The organism is Variovorax sp. V116 (genome assembly GCF_041154435.1).
In the GTDB taxonomy this organism is placed as follows: domain Bacteria; phylum Pseudomonadota; class Gammaproteobacteria; order Burkholderiales; family Burkholderiaceae_C; genus Variovorax; species Variovorax paradoxus.
Genome location: NZ_AP028661.1, coordinates 3626500 through 3642248 on the forward strand (window position 1 = coordinate 3626500; position 15749 = coordinate 3642248).

Here is a 15749-nt window from a genome sequence, read left to right on the forward strand (position 1 = left end):
CGGCGTCCTCAGTGGGTGTGGGTGGCAGAGCTCTTGCCCTGCTGCGACTTCACGACGAAGCTGCCGCTCGCGGCATGGGCCGCGCCGGGCTTCAGGCCGCTCAACACTTCGATGCGCCGTCCGTCGCTGCGGCCGGTCTGCACCTGCTGCGGAATGAAGCCGCCGGGCACCTTGAGGAAGACGGTGGGCTTGTCTTCCACCGCCTGCACCGCGTCGGCCGAAACCGTCACCGGCGCCTCCATCTCCGACGAGACCAGCTCCACATTCACGAACAGCCCGGGCCGCCAGATGCGCTGCGGGTTCGTCACCGTGACGCGCGCCGTGGCGGTGCGCGTCTGCGCGCCGATCAGCGAGCCGACGTAGGACACCGTGCCGCTGGCCGCCTGCTCGAACGCGCTGGAGCGGATGCTCACCGGCTCGCCGACGCGCACCAGGTTCAGGTTGCTGGCGGCCACGCTGATCTCGGCCCACACGGTCGAGAGATCGGAAATGGTGAAGACGCTGGCGTCTTCCTTCACCGATTCGCCGAGCGAGATGTGCTTCTCGACCACCATGCCGTCGAAGGGCGCGCGCAACTCGTAGCGGCCCAGGGCCGAAGAGGCGGGCGCGGCGCCCAGCGCCAGCAGCTTCTGGTTCGCATTGGCCACGGCGATCTGCGCCTCCTGCATGGCCTGCTGCGCCTGCAGGTAGTCCTGCTGGGCCGAGATCTTTTCTTCCCAGAGTTTCTTCTCGCGCTGGTAGGTGGTGCGGGCCAGCTCGAGCCGGCGCTGTGCCGACCGAAGCTCGCTGCGCTGCTCCGACAGCGTCGGGCTCGAGAGCACCGCCAGCACCTGTCCGCGCTTGACCTCCTGCCCGAGGTTGGCCGGCACGCTCTCGACCACGCCCGCCACGCGCGGCACCACGTGGGCCGTGCGGTCTTCGTTGAACTTGATCTCGCCGGGCAACTGCAGCGTGGTCTTGATGCGCGCCGGGCCGGCACTTTCGATCGCCACGCCGGCGGCCTGGATCTGCGCGTCGGTGAAGGCGATCTTCTTCTCTTCTTCCTCGTTGTGCTCCTCGGCGGCATGGCCCTTGGCTTCGCCGTGGCCGTGGCCGTGCTCGTCCTTGCCCTCGGCCTTGCCTTCCTCATGGTGCTCGCCATCGGCATGCCCCTCGGCTTCCGAATGCCCCGCCGCTTCGGGCGCGGGCGGCGCGGTGCGCAGGATCATCGCGCCGGCGCCCAGGCCTAGCGCCAGCACGACCGCGATGGCGATCCACTGCTTCCTGCCGATGCGCTCGGCGAAAGGCTTGCGTTCTTCTTCGGTGTTCATGATTGGTGCATTCCTTGTCAGCGCACGGCGGGTGCCGCATCAGGGGTTTCTTCATCGGCGTCGATGCCGAGCAGCCGGTCGAGCTCGGCGGCCGCGCGGTGCGCCTCGGCCACGGCCAGCAGGTGCTGGTTGCGCACCTGGAACAGCGTGCGCTGCGCATCGAGCGCTTCTAGAAAGCTGAACTTGCCGAGCTCGAAGCCCCTGGCGGCGGCCTTGTAGGCGGCTTCGGCGCCGGGCAGCGCATCGCGCTGCAGCGTCAGGGCAGTGGCGCGCGCCGAGCGCAGGCGCTCGGTGGCCCGCGCCGCGTCGGCGCCCAGTTGCAGCTCGGCCGCGGCGAGCTCGTCGCGCGCCTTCTCTTCGCGGCTCAGCGCCTCGGCCACATTGCCGCGGTTGGTGTCGAAGATCGGCAGCGGCACCGACAGGCCCACCACGACCTGGTTGCGGCTGCTGCCGCTGCCCATGCCCTCATCGGCCGGCACGCGCTTGGCGCCCAGCGACACCGTGACGTCGGGCACGCGCCGGGCCTGCTCCAGGTCCGACAGCGCCTGCCGCCGCTCCACCTCGAGCCGCGCCTGCCGCAACACCGGCGCCGCGGAGAACCGGCCCTCCACATCCGCCGCAGCAGCATCGGCCGGCAGCCGGTCGAGCGCGCCGTCCGCCTGCGTGAATCGCGGGTTCGGGTTGCCCCAGAGCGCGGCCAATTGCTGGCGCGCCGAACGCAGCGCGCCTTCGGCCTGCAGCAGCTCGACGCGGATGCCGGCCTCGGCCACGCGCGCGCGGCTTTCTTCCAGCGGCGAGACCTTGCCGGCCGCCACGCGGTTGGCGGCGGCGCGGGTGGCCGTCTCCGCAAGCCCGACTGAATCCTGCGCCAGGCGCAGGCGCTCCTGCGCGGCCAGCAGCTCGAAGAACAGCGTGATCACCGATGCGCGCAATTCGGAGCGCCGCGCGAGCAGCGCCGAGGCGGCCTGGTCGCGCGCGCGCTCGGCCGCCGTCACGCGGGCCGCGCGCTTGCCACCCAGCTCGATGGGCTGGCTCAGCTGCAGCGTGGTGGTGCGGTTGCCGCGGCGCAGGTCTTCCACCTGCGCGTCGAACACCGGATTGGGCCAGGCACCGGCCTGCAGCACGGCCGCATCGCCGGCCTCGCGCTCGCGCGAGGCGGACGAGAGCCCGGGATTGAAGCGCAGCGCAAGCGCGAGCGCGCTGCGCAGGTCCAGCGGGCCGGCGGGCTCCGCCGTTGCCGCGGCCGTGTGCCGGATCGGCGAAGGGTTGGAACCGGCAGCGGGTTGTGAAAATGCCGGGGGCACCGCCAAGGCCATGACGGCCAGCGGCACGAAGAGCGTGCGCATCGAATTCTCCTGGGTTGCAAAACAACGGGCGGACGAATTCGGCGAGAGGGCTCAGCGGCTGATGTCGGGTATCAAGGGTGGGGGTGCTTGTTCTCTCGCCGAATCAAAGGGCGAGAGGCCACGCAGGAGGCACGGGCACTTCGGAGATGTGCGAGATGAAATGCTCGGCGGGCATGGCGCGCAGCGCCTGCCCGACGGGCAAGGACGCATGCGCGCGATCGGCCGCCGGCGGCAGGTGTTGCGCCTGCCCCAGGTGGCAGGCGGCGCAATCGCCGAGCACGGCATTGGGCTGGGTGCCGGAGCTCTTCTGCGCATCGTCGGTGCGCGAACCGTCTGCGCTGCGGTCCGGTGCGTGCTCGTGATGGCCCCAGTGGCCTGGCTGCGCGTCGCGCTCGTGCTGGCAATAGGCGGCCGAGGCCGCCCAGCTGAACTGGAACGGGAGCACAAGCAGCAGAAAGATCAGGAGCCAGCGGCGCATGGAGCAAAAAGTATATCGGCGGCACATGGCATGCGGGCCTGCAATGCCCCTGCGGTTTGCAGGTTGCGGCGCAATGTACGACAGGCGTGCGGGCTTTTGCCCGTCGCTCTCATTACGAATTCGTAACCTCCTGCGCTCCTGCCCCATCGTTAACATCCGTCGATGCGAATTCTGGTCATTGAAGACGAGCCCAAGCTGGGCGACTACCTGAAGAAGGGCCTGGAAGAGAACGGCTACGTGGTCGACATCGCGCGCGACGGCATCGAAGGCCGCTACCTCGCCACCGAGGGCGACTACGCGCTGATCCTGCTCGACGTGATGCTCCCCGGCATCGACGGCTTCGCGGTGCTGCAGGCGATCCGGCGCACCAGCAACGTGCCCGTGCTGGTGCTCACCGCGCGCGACAAGGTCGAGGACCGGGTCAACGGCCTGCAGCAAGGCGCCGACGACTACCTCGTCAAGCCCTTTTCCTTTTCCGAGCTGCTGGCGCGCATCCAGGCGCTGCTGCGCCGCGGCAAGCCGCAGGAGTCCACCGTGCTGCGGCTGGCCGACCTGGAGCTCGACCTGGCCAGCCGCAAGTGCTTTCGCAACCGCACGCGGCTGGACCTCACGGCCAAGGAGTTCACGCTGCTGGTGGTGCTGCTGCGCCGCCGCGGGCAGATACTTTCGCGCAGCACGCTCGCCGAGCAGGTGTGGGAGATGAACTTCGACAGCGACACCAACGTGGTCGAGGTGGCCATCCGCCGCCTGCGCAGCAAGATCGACGACCCGTTCGAGGTCAAGCTGCTGCACACGGTGCGCGGCATGGGCTACGTGCTCGAGGATCGTTCCTGGTCGTGAGCCCGGCACGGCCGCACTCGATCCGCAACCGGCTCACCTCCTGGTTTGCCGCGCAGGCCTTCTTCTGCCTGAGCGTGGCCTGTCTCGCGGTCTACCTGGTGACGGCGTGGAGCTTCGGCGAAAAGCAGGACGGCGAGCTCGAGCACAAGGCGCAGCTGGTGCGGCACCTGCTCGAGGAAGGCGAGAAGGACGGCGACCTTTCCTTCCTGCGCCACAAGCTCGAGGACTTCTTCTCGCTGCAGGACGACGTGCGCCTGTCGATCGCGCGGCAGTCCGACGGCAGCGTGTTCTTCCGCTCCGAGCCGCCCGCAGGCGGGCGTTGGCTCCAGCGCGACTTCGTGCACACATGGGGCGGCCAGGCGGGCGGCGGCACGCCGCTTTCGATCCGCATCGGCATCGACGTGGCACGGGACGTGGTGCTGCTGCGCCGCCTTGCATGGACGCTGCTGGCGGCCGCCGTGCTGGGCACGCTGCTGGTCTCGCTGACCGGCGCGCAGCTGGTGCGGCGCGGGCTGCGGCCACTGGAAGCGCTGGCCGGGCGCACCGCGGCGCTGACGCCGGACCACATCAACCAGCCCATCGACGCCTCGGCGTTCGCGCGCGAACTGCACCCGTGGATCACGCAGTTCAATGCCCTGCTCCTGCGCGTGCAGAAGGCCTATGTGCAGCTCGAATCGTTCAATGCCGACGTCGCGCACGAGCTGCGCACACCGCTCGCCAACCTGATCGGCACCACCGAGCTCGCGCTGTCGCGCCCGCGGCCGAACGACGAGCTGCAGGCCGTCCTGGCCTCCAATCTCGAGGAGGTCGGCAGGCTCTCGGGCATCGTCACCGACATGCTCTTTCTCTCGCAGGCCGAGCGCGGTGCGCCGCTGCGCGTGAAGGCCGGCACCAGCCTGGCCGCGCAGGCGCGCGACGTGATCGACTTCCACGAAGCGATGCTCGAGGAAGCCGGGCTCCGCGCCACGGTCACCGGCGAGGCCGTGGCCGACGTCGATGCCTCCCTGGTGCGGCGTGCGCTTTCCAACCTGCTGGGCAATGCGATCCGCTTCGCGGCGCCGGCGTCCTGCATCGGCATCGAGATCGGCACGGAACCGAACGAGGCCACGCTCACCGTCGTGAATCGCGGCGAACCGATTGCGGCCGAGACGCTGCCGCGCCTGTTCGAGCGCTTCTACCGCGCCGATCCCGCACGGGACCGGTCGGCGCGCCACCACGGCCTGGGGCTCTCGATCGTGGAGGCCATTGCGCGCATGCATGGCGGGCGCGTGTTCGCCTCCAGTGCGAACGGCGAAACCCGCATCGGCTTCGCGGTGCCGCTCGCGCGCTGACGTCGCATCAGGGCTTGGCGCGCGCCTCGGCCTCTTCGGCCACGGCGGGAGCCTTGGCGCGCCCCATCACCAGGTTGATCAGCGGCCCGGTCATCGCGGTGGTGACGAGCGCCATCACCAGCAGCATGGTGAAGAGCTCGGGGCCGATCAGGCCGGCATCCAGCCCGATCTTCATCACGATGAGTTCCATCAGCCCGCGCGCATTCATCAGCGAACCGGTGGCCAGGCTGTCGCGCCATCCGTAGCCCGCCATGCGCGCGCCGATGGCGCCGCCGGCCAGCTTGCCGATGGTGGCCACCGCCACGATCAGCAGCATGGCGCCGATGCTCGCGCCCGAGAAGGCATGGGTGGTGGTGCCGAGCCCGGCCAGCGCAAAGAACAGCGGCATCAGCACGACGATGGAGATCGGCTCGATGCGCTCGGTGAGCGAACTCAGCAGGCGGTCGTCGCGCGGCAGGCAGGCGCCGAACAGGAAGGCGCCGAACACGGCATGCAGGTGCAGCCATTCGGTCACCATCGCGCAGCCCAGGAGGCCGATCATGAGCGAGGCCATGACCGTGGTCGACGGTTCGCCGTCGGGTGCGCGCGTGCGCAGGATCCATGCGAAGGCCGGCTTCAGCCCGAAGAACAGCACGGCCAGCAGCACGGCCACGCCGGCCGTGGTCTTCAAAAGGCCCGCGTAGCCCTCTCCCGCCCCCGCGAGCGCCACCACCAGCGCCAGCAGGATCCAGGCGAACACGTCGACCACGGCCGCGGCGCCGAGCGACAGCTGGCCGAAGGGCGTGCGCGTGAGGCCGCGGTCCTTCAGGATGCGCGCCATCACCGGAAAGGCCGTGATCGACAGCGCCGCGGCCATGAACAGCGCGAACGGCCAGAAGCCCACGCCCGCGGGCGCCAGCGCCGGATGCAGCGCCGGCGAGATCGCCAGCCCCAGCACCATCGGCACGATGACGCTGAGCGCGCCCACATAGCCCGCCGCCTTCAGCTGCGCGCGCACGCCCTGCGTGGTCCGCAGCTCCAGGCCCACCACGAACATGAAGAGCACCAGGCCCACCGTCGAGAGCGAAGACAGGCCTTCGAGATGGCTCTTCGAAAAAAGCTGCGCATGCAGCGAAGGGAACAGCGCGCCCATGACCACCGGCCCCAGCATGAGCCCCGCCGCCATTTCGCCGACCACACCGGGCTGGCCCACGTGGCGCAGCACCCAGCCGCAGATGCGCGCGGTGCTCAGGATGACGATGAGTTGCAGCAGGAGCGAAGTGGCGGACATGGAAGCGGTGGCCTGGGGTGAGCGAAGCACCCGATGTTAGTTTTGTTCGGGCGCCTCGTCCGCAACGCCGCGCGGGCGCCGTTCCTCAGCCGCCCTTCGGTGCGCGCATCAGCCGCAATCCGTTGGCCACCACCAGCAGGCTGGCGCCCATGTCGGCAAACACCGCCATCCACATGGTGGCGCTGCCGAACACCGCGAGCACGAAGAACACGGCCTTGATGCCGAGCGCGAGCGTGATGTTCTGCCACAGCACCGCATGCGCATGGCGCGAGAGGCGGATGGTTTCGGGCAGGCGCCGCAGGTCGTCGTTCATGATGACCACGTCGGCCGCTTCCATGGCGGTGTCGGTGCCGGCGCCGCCCATCGCAAAGCCGATGTCGGCCTGCGCAAGCGCGGGCGCATCGTTGATGCCGTCGCCCGCCATGCCGGCCATGCCGTGGCGCTGCTGCAGCGTCTTGATGGCATCGAGCTTCTCCTCGGGCAGCAGGTTGCCGCGCACGTCGTCGATGCCCGCGTGCAGGCCGATCGCCCTGGCCGTGGCGGCGTTGTCGCCGGTCAGCATCACGGGCGTGACGCCCAGCGCGCGCAGCTCGGCCATGGCGGCCTTCGAAGAGGGCTTGATGGTGTCGGCCACCGCGAACAGCGCCAGCACGGCCTGGCCGGAGGCCAGCAGCGTGACGGTGCGCCCCGCTTCCTCATGCTGCTTCAGCTCGGCTTCGAGCGCGGGGCTGCACAGCCCCTGCTCTTCGATCAGGCGGTGGTTGCCAAGCACATAGCTGCGGCCTTCGTGCACGGCCTGCACGCCGCGTCCGGGCAAGGCCGTGAAGCCGCCGACCGGCTGGTGCTCGCGGTTCAGCCCGTCGGCAATGGCCTTCGACACCGGATGGTCGGAGCGGCCCGCGATGCTCGCGGCAATGGCAAAGATCGCGGCTTCATCCGCCGCGGGGTCGAGCAGGCGCGATGCGACCAGCTTCGGCTTGCCTTCGGTGATGGTGCCGGTCTTGTCGAGTGCCACGGCCTTGAGCCTGCGCGCCTCTTCGAGATAGGTGCCGCCCTTGATCAGGATGCCGCGCCGCGCGGCCGAGGCCAGCGCGCTCACCACCGTGACGGGCGTCGAGATGACCAGCGCGCACGGGCACGCAATGACCAGCAGCACCAGCGCCTTGTAGATGGCCTCGGTCCAGCTCCAGCCCATGAGCCAGGGCGTGAGCAGCGCCACGGCAATGGCCAGCACGAAGACCGCGGGCGTGTAGACGGCCGCGAACCGGTCGACGAAGCGCTGCGTGGGCGCGCGCGTGCCCTGCGCCTCTTCGACCGCATGGATGATGCGCGCGAGCGTGGTGTTGGCCGCCACCGCGGTGACGCGGAATTCGAGCGCGGCCGTCTGGTTGATGGTGCCTGCGAACACCGCGTCTCCCACCGCCTTGTCGACCGGAATGCTCTCGCCCGTGACCGGCGCCTGGTCGATGGCGCTCGCCCCTTCGGTCACCACGCCGTCCAGCGGCACGCGTTCGCCGGGCCGGATGCGCACGACGGCATCGAGCGCCACCGCATCGGCCTTCTCCGTCTTCCAGCGGCCATCGGGCTGCCTGACCTCGGCCAGTTCGGGCGTCAGCGCCAGCAGGCCCTGGATGGCGTTGCGCGCGCGATCGACGGCGCGCGCCTCGATCAGCTCGGCAATGGCATAGAGCGCCATCACCATCGCGGCCTCGGGCCATTGCCCGATCAGGAAGGCGCCCGTGACCGCCACGGCCATCAGCGCGTTGATGTTCAGGCGCCCGCGCAGCAGCGCGGCAAAGCCCTTCTTGTAAGTGTCGAGGCCGGCCAGTGCGATGGCCGCGAGCGCGAGCCCCATCTCCGCCGCCATGGACCCGGCGCCCTCCGGTGCGAGAAAGGCAACGGCCTCGGCCGCGATGGCGAGCACCAGCGCGGCAACGAGGCGCACGAGGCCGCTGCTCATGCCCGCGATGCCTGCAGAGGCTGCCACCGGCTGCGCACCATCGGCCGGGCTGCCTGCCGCGCCGTTCAGCGGTTCGGGCTTGAAGCCCGCCTTGCGGATGGCGTCGAGCGCACCGGGCAAGGCGCCTTCGTCGGCCGTGATGGCCATGGTGCGTTCACCGAGCCGAAAGCGCAGCCCCCGCACACCCGCGACCGGCTCGAGCGCGCGCCGGATCTCGGACTCTTCGACCGCGCAGTCCATCGTGGGAATGCGAAAGAGCAAGGCGCCCTTCGGAATGTCGGCAGCGGCCACGGCAACGGCCGGCGAGCCGCAGGCCGTGCTGCCGCAGCAGGCCGTTTCGGGAGCGGCCGGCGCATGGGAGTGGGCATGCGGCGCCATCGGTTTCAGGGCATTCTGGTTCGTCATGAATCCCATTGGAAACCCTGAAGCAGGTGTAGAGTCAAACGACCATTCCTCCACTCATTCATCTTGCCGCATCATGAAAATCGGAGACCTGGCCAAGGCCGCGAACACGCCGGTCGAAACCATCCGGTACTACGAGCGCGAGCAGCTGCTGCCCGCGCCCGCGCGCACCGAAGGCAACTACCGCATCTACGACGACGAGCATGCGCAGCGCCTGGGCTTCATCCGCCGCTGCCGTTCCCTGGACATGACGCTCGACGAGATCCGCAACCTGCTCAGGTTCCGCGATGCGCCGGGCGAAGACTGCGGCGAGGTCAACCAGCTGCTCGACGACCACATCGGCCACGTGGCCGCGCGCATCCGCGAGCTCAAAACGCTGGAAAAGCAGCTGAAGGCGCTGCGCCAGCAATGCTGCGGGCCCGAATCAGCACGCAACTGCGGCATCCTGCAGGAGCTGGACACCGCCGCGCCCGCGGCCGAGCCTTTCGGGCAGCATGCGGGGCATGTGCATGGGTCGCTGCACAGCGCGTCCGCGAAGCGTTCGGCTTGAGGGTGATGTAGTTCAGCGATGCACAACGAGCGTGCCCTCGTGCACAGGGCATCGGGTGCTCCCCGCAGCGAAATCAAGGAGGAGGGGCGTAGCCCCGGGGGACATTCGCGGAGGGGAGTACCCGGTGGCCTGTGCACGCGCCCTGAACAAGAGCGCCCGAACACAAGCAACCTGAACCGTCACTTCCCGATCAGCTGCGTCAGCTTCTCCGCCTCGAAGCTCTCATCACGCGCCGCGTCGCAGGGTACGCAGTCCTTGGTGCCGGGATGCGCAGACAGCTTCTCGATGGCCTGCCACAGCAGCGCGATCTGGTGCTCCTGGCCTGCGGCGTTGTCGATCAGCCCGCGCATCGCCTGGCTCAGCGGGTCGTCCTCCTGCGTGATGCCGTAGGCGGAGAACTTCTGCGGCGCGGCCACATCGGCGCTCTCGCCGGCCTTCGACGGGATGATGCGTGCGGGAATGCCCACCGCCGTGGCGCCCGCCGGCACCGGCTTGATGACCACCGCGTTGCTGCCGATCTTCGCACCGTCGCCGACGAGGAAACCGCCCAGCACCTTGGCGCCCGCGCTCACGACCACGTTCTTGCCCAACGTCGGATGCCGCTTGGTGCCCTTGTAGAGCGAGGTGCCGCCCAGCGTCACGCCCTGGTAGATGGTGCAGCCGTCGCCGATCTCGGCGGTCTCGCCCACCACCACGCCCATTGCGTGGTCGAAGAACACCCGCTCGCCGATCTTGGCCGCCGGATGGATCTCGATGCCCGTGAGCCCGCGCGCCACGTGCGCGATGAAGCGGGCCGGCCACTTGAAGCCGTGCGTCCAACAGGCGTGCGCCCAGCGGTGCAGCACCACGGCATGGAAGCCGGGATAGACCGTGATCACTTCCCAGGCGCTGCGCGCGGCCGGGTCGCGTTCGAGGATGCACCGGATGTCGGCGCGCAATCGAGAGAACATCGCAGCCTTTGTTGTCGTTATATCGATAGGGCCGCGAAGTCTAAGGCCGGCCGTCTTCGCGTATCGCCGATGGGGTTTTGTCAGCCCTTGCGCGGTCCGCGCGCCGCATCGGCCATGGCCTTGGCGATGCCGCGCAGGATGTGGATCTCCTCCGGCGTGGGCTGGGCGCGGTTGAACAGCTGCTGCAGCCGCGGCATCAGCTTCTTGGGCGCCGCCGGGTCCAGAAAGCCGATCTCCACCAGCGAACGCTCCCAGTGCTCGAGCATGCCGGCCACCGCCTTGGCATCGGCCGCCTCGATGGGCGCGGTGGCATCGCGCACCTCGTAGCCGCCCAGCGCAAGCCGCCATTCGTAGGCCACCACCTGGATCGCGGCCCCAAGGTTGAGCGAGCCGAACTTCGGATCGGTCGGGATGCTCAGCGCCACGTTGCAGCGGTAGACGTCTTCGTTGCGCATGCCGAAGCGCTCGGAGCCGAACAGGAAGGCCACGTGCTGCTCGCCCTGCTTGGCGAGCGGCTCCAGGTGCTCGCGCGGCGTGCGCGTGGGCGGGCCGAAGTCGCGCGGGATCATGGCGGTGGCGCACAGGTGGGTGACGCCGTCGAGCGCCTCGTCGAGCGTTTCGACGATGCGGGCATTGGTCAGCACGTCGAGGGCGCCGCTTGCGCGCTGGATGGTTTCCTCGCGCCGCAGCACGTTGGCCCACCTTGGCGCGACCAGCACCAGGTCGTCGAAACCCATGGTTTTCATGGCGCGGGCGGCGGCGCCCACATTGCCGGCGTGGCTGGTCTGGATCAGGATGAAACGGGTGCGCATGGCGGGGTTGGGAGACACGAGGCGGCGGAGCCGGTAAAATGCTTGATTCTCGCCGCCCGCATCGCCGGACCGCAGGGTCGCCCCCAGGGGACCTATCCCACCGTTCTTCCCACAATCCAGAATGTCGTCCCCCAACCTGCATCCCATGCTCAATGTGGCCGTCAAGGCCGCACGCGCCGCCGGCGCCATCATCAATCGCGCCGCCCTCGACGTCGAGGCCGTGCGCATCTCGCAAAAGCAGGTCAACGACTTCGTCACCGAAGTCGACCACGCCAGCGAGCAGGTCATCATCGAAACGCTGCTTGGCGCGTATCCGGGGCACGGCATCCTGGCCGAGGAATCGGGCACCGAGCATGGCGCCAAGGATTCCGACTACGTCTGGATCATCGATCCGCTCGACGGCACCACCAACTTCATCCACGGCTTTCCGGTCTACTGCGTGTCCATCGCGCTGTCGGTGCGCGGCAAGATCGAGCAGGCGGTCATCTACGACCCGAGCCGCAACGACCTGTTCACCGCCACCAAGGGCCGCGGCGCCTACATGAACGAGCGCCGCATCCGCGTTTCCAAGCGCACCCGGCTCAGCGAATGCCTGGTGTCCACCGGCTTTCCGTTCCGCAGCGGCGACAACTTCAAGCAGTACCTGGCCATCATGGCCGACATGATGCCCCGCATGGCGGGCCTGCGCCGCCCCGGCGCCGCGGCGCTCGACCTCGCCTACGTGGCGGCCGGCTTCACCGACGGCTTCTTCGAGACCGGCCTCAACCCCTGGGACGTGGCCGCAGGCTCGCTGCTGGTCACCGAGGCCGGCGGCCTGATCGGCAACTTCACGGGCGAGCCCGACTTCCTCGAGCAGCGCGAATGCCTGGCCGGCGCACCGCGCATCTACGGCCAGCTGGTGCCACTGCTCTCCAAATATTCCAAGTTCGCGGGCATCGACGACAAGATGCGCGCCAGCGACCGCGTGCGCGCCGTGTCGGCCGCCGCGCGGCCCGGTGCCGACGAATCGGTCGACCTGTACGCCCGCAGCACCGTGACCGACCTGACGGCCGCGCCGCTCGACGGCGAGGCGCCCGCTCCCGCCGCCCCACCGGCCGCGCCCGTGCCGCGCAAGCTCACGCGCGTGCGCCGCGACGCGCCCGCGGGCGGCGGCTCCCCCGAAGGCGACGCTTCCGCCAAGTGATGCAGGGGCCAGGCGCCGCCCTCCGCTTCCGTGCGGCGCTGCGCATTGCGCTGAGCCAGTACGTCGCCAGCGGCCTCACCGTCGCGCTCGGCCTGCTCGTGATCTCGGCCGGCGCGCACCTGTGGCTCGGCGCCGTCGCGGCCTCGGCCGCCGCGGTGGGCGTGATCGTCACGGCCCCGCCCGACCTGCCCGGCCCGCGCCGCGGCAAGTTCTTCCAGATGCTGCCGGCCCCGCTGATCGGGCTGCCGCTGTTCTTCCTGGTGCAGCTGCTGCACGCCGCGCCCATCCGCCTGGGCCTGGTGCTGGTGCCCGCCACCTTCGTCGCCTTCCTGGCGATGGCATGGGGCAAGCGCGGCATCCCCATTGCCATCGCGGTGATGTTCTCGATGATCTTCTCGATGGCCACGCCCGCACCCAGCGGCATGGCCGAGGCGCTCGAGCGCACCTGGCACTTCGGCATCGGCGCCGGGCTCTACGTGATCTGGGCCACGCTCGCCAACCATGCGCTGAATTCGCGCTTTCGCGTGCAGTCGGTCTCGGACGTGCTGTATTCGCTGGCCGCGCTGATGCGCACCGAGGCCAGCCAGTTCACGCCGCGCGACGACACCAGCGACATCCGCGAAACCCCCGCGCCTTTGCTGGGCCGGCTGCTGCGCGAACAGGCCGCGCTGGCCGACCAGCTGCAGGCCACGCGCGACATCGTGCTCGAATCGCCGCGCACCCCGCGCCGGCAGCGGCTGGCCGCCATGCTGGTGATCGTGCTCGAGATGCGCGACCAGCTGCTCGCGAGCGAGCTCGACCTGGACGCGCTCAAGAGCCATCCCGCGCACGCCGAGGCGCTCATCGAGATGCGCCGCGTGCTCGAGGAGCTGGCCGACGACACCACCGCGCTCGGCGACGCGCTGCTGATGGGCCGCCAGCCCGAGGCGGTGGCCGACCGGCGGCCGCGGCTCGCGTCGATCCATCTTTCGGGCGAAGACCACATCGCCAGCCACGGCCTGCCGGGCCCGAACGCCGCCATGCTCGCGCGCGGCCTGGCCAGCCGCATCGGCCACATCAACGACGAGGTGCTGCGCCTGTCGGCCATGGCGCGCGGCGATGCCGAGCCCAATCTTGCGGTGGTGCGCGCCAACTGGCAGATGTTCGTGAGCCCGACCGACTGGTCGCTGCGGCCCTTTCTCGCGCTGTGGCGCTGGGACGCGCCGCCGCTGCGCCACGCGATTCGCGCGGCCCTGGCCATTGCGGCCGGCTACACGATTGCGGTGTCGCTGCCCTGGGGTTCGCACGACTACTGGATCCTGCTGACCATCGTGGTGGTGCTGCGCGGCAGCCTTTCGCAGACGCTGGAACGGCGCAACAGCCGCGTCGCCGGCACGCTGCTGGGCAGCGTGCTCGCGGTGGGCCTGCTCTCGGCGCATCCGTCGCCGCTCGCGCTGCTGGTCATCCTCACGGTGGCGCAGGCCATTGCCCACAGCTTTGCGGTGCGGCGCTACCTGATCACGGCGGTGGCGGCCACGGTGCTGGGCCTGGTGCAGGCGCACATGCTCAACGTGGGCGCCGCGCCCATCTTCGCGCTGTTCGAGCGCATTGCCGACACGCTGATCGGCGCCGCGCTGGCCTGGGGCTTCTGCTATGTGCTGCCCTCGTGGGAGCGCGGGCAGATTCCGGCGCTGGTGGCGCGCACGCTCACCGCGCAGGCGCGCCATGCACGGCTGGCGCTCGGCCTCGGCCAGCTGCAGGCCGTCGACAGCAGCCCCGAGCTCGAATGGCGGCTCGCGCGCCGCGAGGCCTACGACAGCCTCTCGGCGCTGGTGCAGGCCACGCAGCGTTCGCTGTCGGAGCCGCGCGCGGTGCAGCCGCCGCTCGAGCCGCTCGAACACCTGCAGGCGCACAGCTATCAGCTGCTCGCGCAGCTCAGCGCCGTCAAGTCGATGCTGGTGCTCAGGCGCGACCGGCTCACGGCCGCCGAGATCGAAGGCCCGCTCGCGCGCACCGCGCAGCGCATCGAGGCCGCCATCGGCAGCGCGCCGACCACCGGCCCCTCGCTCCCTGAAAGCACCGGCTCCACCACCGTGGGCGGCCCGATTCCCCTGCCCGACCCGTTCGACAACGACATCAGCCCCTGGCTGCTGCGCCGGCTCGACCTGGCCACGGCACTCTCGACGCAGCTGCGCGACGACGCGGCGCGCATCCTTCAACACCTGGACGAGACAACAGAAGCAGCCACGACCCCCGCCTGATGACCCAAGAGATACTTGCCCACCCCTGGTTCGGCACCTGGATTGCCGTTCTCGTCGCCGTCCCGCTCGCTCTCCTGGTCCACCGCATCGGCGGCCTTGTGCTGAAACGCATCACCCGCCCCGCGCCCGCGGTGCACGCGATGGTGGTCAACTGCAACGCACCGGCGCGGCTGGTGCTGCCGCTGGTGGCGCTGCTGCTCATCTTCCAGGCCGCGCCCGAGGACCTGCGCTTCCTTGGCAGCGTGCGGCATTTCAACGGCCTGCTGCTGATCGCCGCGACCACCTGGCTCGCGGTGCGGGCCATCAGCGGCTTTGCCGACGGCGTACTCGCGCAGCATCCCTCCGACGTTGCCGACAACCTGCAGGCGCGCCGCGTGCTCACGCAGACGCGCGTGCTCGCGCGCACGGCCATGTCGGTGGTGCTGGTGGCCGGCGGCGCGATGATGCTCATGACCTTTCCGGGCGCGCGCCAGGTGGGTGCGAGCCTGCTGGCCTCCGCGGGGGTGATCGGCATCGTGGCGGGCCTCGCGGCCAAGCCGGTGTTCAGCAACCTGATCGCCGGGCTGCAGATCGCGCTGGCCCAGCCGATCCGCATCGACGACGTGCTGGTGGTCGAGGGCGAATGGGGCCGCGTCGAGGAGATCACGGGCACCTTCGTGGTGCTCAAGATCTGGGACGACCGGCGCCTGATCCTGCCGCTCAGCTACTTCATCGAGAAGCCGTTCCAGAACTGGACGCGCCATTCCTCGCAGCTGCTGGGCTCCGTCTTCGTCTACGTCGACTACGGCATGCCGCTCGCGCCGCTGCGCGAAGAGGTCGAGCGCATCGTGAAGGCGGCGCCCGAATGGGACGGCCGCTTCTTCAACATGCGCGTGACCGACGCCACCGAGCGCAGCATGCAGGTTCGCGTGCTGTGCACCGCCGCCACATCGGGCCTGGCCTTCGACCTGCGCTGCACCGTGCGCGAAGGGCTCCTCGACTTCATGCAGCGCGAGTACCCGCAGTTCCTGCCGAAGATGCGCATCGAGGCCGATCCGCTCCAGGGCGCGGCGGCGGCCTGACGCAGCGCGCCGCAGC

General features: G+C 69.9%; 13 protein-coding genes. 6 read left to right on the forward strand and 7 right to left on the reverse strand.

Features of this window, described 5'->3' with window-relative positions; all coding sequences use genetic code 11:
• Positions 1-8: 8 nt before the first annotated feature.
• The 3 genes from ACAM58_RS17255 to czcI form a co-directional block, all read right to left on the reverse strand.
• Positions 9-1310, reverse strand: coding sequence for an efflux RND transporter periplasmic adaptor subunit (locus ACAM58_RS17255; protein ID WP_012748651.1), 1302 nt, complete (start codon positions 1308-1310; stop codon positions 9-11).
• 17 nt (positions 1311-1327) lie between these two features.
• A complete protein-coding gene (locus ACAM58_RS17260; RefSeq protein WP_012748652.1) occupies positions 1328-2656 on the reverse strand; it encodes a TolC family protein in 1329 nt (442 codons plus the stop codon).
• Positions 2657-2759: 103 nt separating this feature from the next.
• Entirely contained in the window at positions 2760-3134 is a 375-nt protein-coding gene (gene czcI / locus ACAM58_RS17265; RefSeq protein WP_012748653.1) for a cation efflux protein, CzcI family, read from the reverse strand.
• 162 nt (positions 3135-3296) lie between these two features.
• On the opposite strand from czcI, the gene ACAM58_RS17270 reads away from it, so the two are divergent.
• Together ACAM58_RS17270 and ACAM58_RS17275 are read left to right on the forward strand one after the other, a co-directional pair.
• Positions 3297-3974, forward strand: a complete 678-nt coding sequence (locus ACAM58_RS17270) for a heavy metal response regulator transcription factor (RefSeq protein WP_012748654.1) — start codon at positions 3297-3299, stop codon at positions 3972-3974.
• Positions 3971-5305 carry a heavy metal sensor histidine kinase gene (locus ACAM58_RS17275; protein WP_012748655.1) on the forward strand — a complete coding sequence of 445 codons (1335 nt, stop codon included), beginning with the start codon at positions 3971-3973 and terminating at the stop codon, positions 5303-5305. The genes ACAM58_RS17270 and ACAM58_RS17275 overlap by 4 nt, the downstream gene beginning before the upstream one ends.
• A 7-nt stretch (positions 5306-5312) precedes the next feature.
• On the opposite strand, the gene ACAM58_RS17280 is transcribed toward ACAM58_RS17275, so the two are convergent.
• Positions 5313-6575: a cation:proton antiporter gene (locus ACAM58_RS17280; protein WP_369663144.1), complete on the reverse strand. Its 1263-nt coding sequence runs from the start codon at positions 6573-6575 to the stop codon at positions 5313-5315.
• 85 nt (positions 6576-6660) lie between these two features.
• Positions 6661-8940 carry a heavy metal translocating P-type ATPase gene (locus ACAM58_RS17285; RefSeq protein WP_080515774.1) on the reverse strand — a complete coding sequence of 760 codons (2280 nt, stop codon included), beginning with the start codon at positions 8938-8940 and terminating at the stop codon, positions 6661-6663.
• Positions 8941-9013: 73 nt separating this feature from the next.
• On the opposite strand from ACAM58_RS17285, the gene cadR reads away from it, so the two are divergent.
• A complete protein-coding gene (gene cadR, locus ACAM58_RS17290) occupies positions 9014-9487 on the forward strand; it encodes a Cd(II)/Pb(II)-responsive transcriptional regulator (protein ID WP_012748658.1) in 474 nt (157 codons plus the stop codon).
• A 179-nt stretch (positions 9488-9666) separates the two neighbouring features.
• On the opposite strand, the gene cysE is transcribed toward cadR, so the two are convergent.
• Both cysE and ACAM58_RS17300 read right to left on the reverse strand, forming a co-directional pair.
• On the reverse strand, positions 9667-10521 hold the full coding sequence (gene cysE, locus ACAM58_RS17295; protein ID WP_369664497.1) for a serine O-acetyltransferase: 855 nt from the start codon (positions 10519-10521) through the stop codon (positions 9667-9669).
• Positions 10518-11249, reverse strand: a complete 732-nt coding sequence (locus tag ACAM58_RS17300; RefSeq protein WP_012748660.1) for an RNA methyltransferase — start codon at positions 11247-11249, stop codon at positions 10518-10520. Before ACAM58_RS17300 ends, cysE begins: the two co-directional genes overlap by 4 nt.
• 121 nt (positions 11250-11370) lie before the next feature.
• On the opposite strand from ACAM58_RS17300, the gene ACAM58_RS17305 reads away from it, so the two are divergent.
• Genes ACAM58_RS17305 through ACAM58_RS17315 form a run of 3 tightly spaced genes read left to right on the forward strand, consistent with a single transcriptional unit; the run spans position 11371 to position 15733 of the window.
• Entirely contained in the window at positions 11371-12432 is a 1062-nt protein-coding gene (locus tag ACAM58_RS17305; protein ID WP_012748661.1) for an inositol monophosphatase family protein, read from the forward strand.
• Complete coding sequence (locus tag ACAM58_RS17310) at positions 12432-14672, forward strand: FUSC family membrane protein (protein ID WP_012748662.1); 2241 nt, start codon at positions 12432-12434, stop codon at positions 14670-14672. Before ACAM58_RS17305 ends, ACAM58_RS17310 begins: the two co-directional genes overlap by 1 nt.
• The gene (locus tag ACAM58_RS17315) at positions 14672-15733 is read left to right on the forward strand and encodes a mechanosensitive ion channel family protein (protein WP_012748663.1); all 1062 of its coding nucleotides are present in this window, start codon (positions 14672-14674) and stop codon (positions 15731-15733) included. Before ACAM58_RS17310 ends, ACAM58_RS17315 begins: the two co-directional genes overlap by 1 nt.
• Positions 15734-15749: the final 16 nt, after the last annotated feature.

Coding starts and splice junctions, on each gene's coding strand:
- ACAM58_RS17255 (WP_012748651.1), bottom strand. CDS start 1,310: ATGAACACCGAAGAAGAACGCAAGCCTTTCGCCGAGCGCATCGGCAGG.
- ACAM58_RS17260 (WP_012748652.1), bottom strand. CDS start 2,656: ATGCGCACGCTCTTCGTGCCGCTGGCCGTCATGGCCTTGGCGGTGCCC.
- czcI (WP_012748653.1), bottom strand. CDS start 3,134: ATGCGCCGCTGGCTCCTGATCTTTCTGCTGCTTGTGCTCCCGTTCCAG.
- ACAM58_RS17270 (WP_012748654.1), top strand. CDS start 3,297: ATGCGAATTCTGGTCATTGAAGACGAGCCCAAGCTGGGCGACTACCTG.
- ACAM58_RS17280 (WP_369663144.1), bottom strand. CDS start 6,575: ATGTCCGCCACTTCGCTCCTGCTGCAACTCATCGTCATCCTGAGCACC.
- ACAM58_RS17285 (WP_080515774.1), bottom strand. CDS start 8,940: ATGACGAACCAGAATGCCCTGAAACCGATGGCGCCGCATGCCCACTCC.
- cadR (WP_012748658.1), top strand. CDS start 9,014: ATGAAAATCGGAGACCTGGCCAAGGCCGCGAACACGCCGGTCGAAACC.
- ACAM58_RS17300 (WP_012748660.1), bottom strand. CDS start 11,249: ATGCGCACCCGTTTCATCCTGATCCAGACCAGCCACGCCGGCAATGTG.
- ACAM58_RS17305 (WP_012748661.1), top strand. CDS start 11,371: ATGTCGTCCCCCAACCTGCATCCCATGCTCAATGTGGCCGTCAAGGCC.
- ACAM58_RS17310 (WP_012748662.1), top strand. CDS start 12,432: ATGCAGGGGCCAGGCGCCGCCCTCCGCTTCCGTGCGGCGCTGCGCATT.
- ACAM58_RS17315 (WP_012748663.1), top strand. CDS start 14,672: ATGACCCAAGAGATACTTGCCCACCCCTGGTTCGGCACCTGGATTGCC.